The organism is Acidithiobacillus sp. TH-A36 (genome assembly GCF_057473445.1).
The window spans coordinates 1-2888 of the sequence record NZ_JBYCKP010000579.1 but is presented as its reverse complement, the minus strand read 5'-3'; the positions used below and the strand labels follow the sequence as shown (position 1 = coordinate 2888).

The window sequence follows — 2888 nt, the reverse complement described above, 5'->3', positions numbered from 1 at the left end:
CATGGTTTCCGGCATCCTCGCCGGAAGCGCGTTGATCTGGGTGTTTTATTTGCAGTTCTTCCAGGGCTGGCAGCCTTGTGCCCTGTGCTGGATCGAGCGAATCGCCCTGGTTGGCGTGCTCTATGCCACCTTTACCCTTCGTCCTCTTACCGGGCGTCCGGATGTCGCCTTCGCGTCCAGCCTTCTCGGTATTACTGCGGTCTTCCTGCAACTTGCGGAGATCCACCATGCCGCCCATACCCTCACTGGCTTTTGCAGCCTGTTCTCGCACACATCCTGTGCGGTCGCGGGATCGCAAACACTCGGTCCCTGGTCGATAGCCCTGGATGCGGGCGTGCTCTTTGCCGTGCTGCTTATGCTGGCCCTGATGTTCTGGGCTGGGCAAACAGAAAAACCCACGGAGAAATCATGTTGAAATACCTGCAATCGCGCCTGCCGCAACCGTCATCGCAATTCCAACCGCGTGTGTGGATAGGTGATTTTCAGCGCGGCATCAAGACGTTGCTGACCTGGCCAGAACTGCGGATTGGTTTGGCCTTGGCGTTCATCAATCTGGTTCTGTTTCAGGTGACGAACTACACCCTCACCGGCACGCCGATGATGATCAACGTGACGGTGCTGATTGCCTACTGCTTTTTGGGGTATGCTTTTTATGCCGGACAGGTGGCCACACCCGAAAACCGCAAAAAACGGGCCATCGGTATGCAGACGCATTTGGGTTTGGGTACTTTTGTGCTTATCAACGCCTCGCTTGCGGTGATGGATTACATCCTGACCGGATCCATTGTTCTGCCGGAGTGGGATAAAACCTTTGTATCCTGGGATCTGGCCTTGGGTTTTCACTGGATGGACTGGTATCGCTTCGTACAGCACGCTGCCCTGTTGCACACGATCCTGAAAACCGTTTACGGGCTTCTTGCCATAGAGATTGCCGCGCTGATCGTTGTTTTGCCCTTGAGCGGCCATGTGCGTGCAGGCCGGCGGTTGGTCATCTGGTACGCAGCCGTTGCCACGACCTGTATTGCCATTGGTTTGCTCATGCCCGCCAGGGGTGCTTTCGTCTTTTACCATCTGCCGGTCATGCAGCACACGGCCTATGTACCGGTCATGGCGGATCTTCGCAACGGGTCATTACACACCATCAATCTGATGGATCCACAAGGGCTGGTGGTGTTCCCGTCTTTTCATGCAGCTTTGGCCGTACTCTGTGCTGCCGGTGCCTGGTCCTGGAAATATCTCCGGTATCCATTCCTGATGCTGAACCTGCTCATCATCCTCTCCGCGCCATCGCAGGGCGGGCACTATGGCGTGGACGTGCTGGCGGGAATCGCTATCGCCCTGGCCACGATCTACTTCGTGCGGCCTCAAAGATCAACGGCGGTGGATCATGCCTGAAAGTACGGAGAAAAACGGCCTGCCATCCATCCCCGCCCTCGATGCCGATCAGGAAGCCTGGATTCTGGCCTGGCGGAAAGCTCTGGGTGCCTATGCGGTCATGGCAGGTTATTCGGACCATCTGGCCGAACGCTGGGGGCAAGAAATGGCTGAGGCTTATCTGGGGCCGGTCTATCGTGGAAGCCCGGAAGATCAGGCCCATATCCGGACTACCGCGCAGCGGCTTGGCCCAATTTATCCGCCCCGTGAGAAAAGCCAGGAACCTAATATGGATTTGGAATCCTGCCCTGTGGCTCATACGGAATCGAAGCAGGATGCAGAAGCGCAGCTCGATATGTTTGAGGATCTTTTATCGTGAGAAAGTCACACAACAGCAAAATAGAGGCCTATGTGGACGCGGCGGTGCGCGTGGCGCAAATACGGGTCTATGCCAGCATCGCAGGCGTTTCTCCGGAGGATTATCTGGATTCCATACGTGATGATTCTTTGGCGATCATTGAACGACTTGCCCGCTATTACTGGCGGCGAGATATGGCCAAAGAGCTGAATATGCCAAGCAGACTGGCGATAGCTTTTGAAAAACATCGGCGGTCTATCACGGATCCCGAAAAACTTATTAAAGACATCGAAAGCCATGTGGGTTCTTGTGGCCAGTATTATGAGATTTGGCTGCCGCGCATGATGGGGGCTATAGAAGGTTGCATCCGATTCTATGATCTGGATGAACCATTGCGGGCTGCTCTGTGGGCAGTCGTGGGTTATCCCGCGACCGGGCCAACAGAAAAGGATTGGGAAGAAGTATCGGATATGGAATCGGATACCTGGGCAGCGATCAGAGAGGCGTCGATATGAGACTTTTTAGCTTGGATCTCGATGTCAGCATCGTCATGTTCTGGCGATATTTCTGGCGCATGTCCGTGTTCCTGATGCTGGGCGGCGTGGTGTCTAATGAGGCGGCAAAAGGCTGGATCAGCCTGCATCACTACGATCCGGCGCAGGCACTTCAGGCGGGGCGGACATTTACCCTGATATTTTTATTCATTCTGCTGTTTTACGGCGTGCTAATCTGGGCCGGCCACATGATCACCAAGCCCATTAAAATCCGTAGCGAACATATCCGCATGGAAGTCGTGCAGAAAGATGGCCAGCCAGTCTCTACCTGGCATAGAGCGTTTGCCTGCTGGTGGGGTTTTAACTGGCGCAATAGCCTGCTGTTTGTCCTGTTGGTGATGGTTCTTGCCACCTTGCCGGTGAATCCCATGGCGATGGGCGTTGTTTATCTTCCTCTTTTTTTCATGATTGGCATTTTCTCGATGTGGTGGTGGATCTTTCATCCCATTGGCCGGGTGCATCTGGTACTGCATAAGGATCCGCAGTCATGAGCGCCTTAAAATCTTTCAAGGATTCCGTGATTCGGCAGGTGCTCTACAGTGTGGCGGCTGCTGTGCTGGTCTGGCTTCTGGCGTGCGCGGTCGTGATCTACAGGGACCGCT

The 2888-nt window shown here is 54.7% G+C and carries 5 protein-coding genes; all 5 read left to right on the top strand.

Features of this window, described 5'->3' with window-relative positions; translation table 11 throughout:
* Positions 1-415: disulfide bond formation protein B (locus AC2VLY_RS14665; RefSeq protein WP_486892692.1), on the top strand; the 415-nt coding region annotated here is incomplete at its 5' end.
* Entirely contained in the window at positions 409-1395 is a 987-nt protein-coding gene (locus tag AC2VLY_RS14660; RefSeq protein WP_486892691.1) for a phosphatase PAP2 family protein, read from the top strand. The genes AC2VLY_RS14665 and AC2VLY_RS14660, both read left to right, overlap by 7 nt.
* On the top strand, positions 1388-1753 hold the full coding sequence (locus AC2VLY_RS14655; RefSeq protein WP_486892690.1) for a hypothetical protein: 366 nt from the start codon (positions 1388-1390) through the stop codon (positions 1751-1753). The genes AC2VLY_RS14660 and AC2VLY_RS14655 overlap by 8 nt, the downstream gene beginning before the upstream one ends.
* The gene (locus AC2VLY_RS14650) at positions 1750-2247 is read left to right on the top strand and encodes a hypothetical protein (protein WP_486892689.1); all 498 of its coding nucleotides are present in this window, start codon (positions 1750-1752) and stop codon (positions 2245-2247) included. The genes AC2VLY_RS14655 and AC2VLY_RS14650 overlap by 4 nt, the downstream gene beginning before the upstream one ends.
* A complete protein-coding gene (locus AC2VLY_RS14645; protein WP_486892688.1) occupies positions 2244-2777 on the top strand; it encodes a hypothetical protein in 534 nt (177 codons plus the stop codon). Before AC2VLY_RS14650 ends, AC2VLY_RS14645 begins: the two co-directional genes overlap by 4 nt.
* Positions 2778-2888: the final 111 nt, after the last annotated feature.

Excerpts from the sequence above, each read along its gene's own strand:
- AC2VLY_RS14655 (WP_486892690.1), top strand. The coding sequence starts at position 1,388 with ATGCCTGAAAGTACGGAGAAAAACGGCCTGCCATCCATCCCCGCCCTC.
- AC2VLY_RS14660 (WP_486892691.1), top strand. The coding sequence starts at position 409 with ATGTTGAAATACCTGCAATCGCGCCTGCCGCAACCGTCATCGCAATTC.
- AC2VLY_RS14645 (WP_486892688.1), top strand. The coding sequence starts at position 2,244 with ATGAGACTTTTTAGCTTGGATCTCGATGTCAGCATCGTCATGTTCTGG.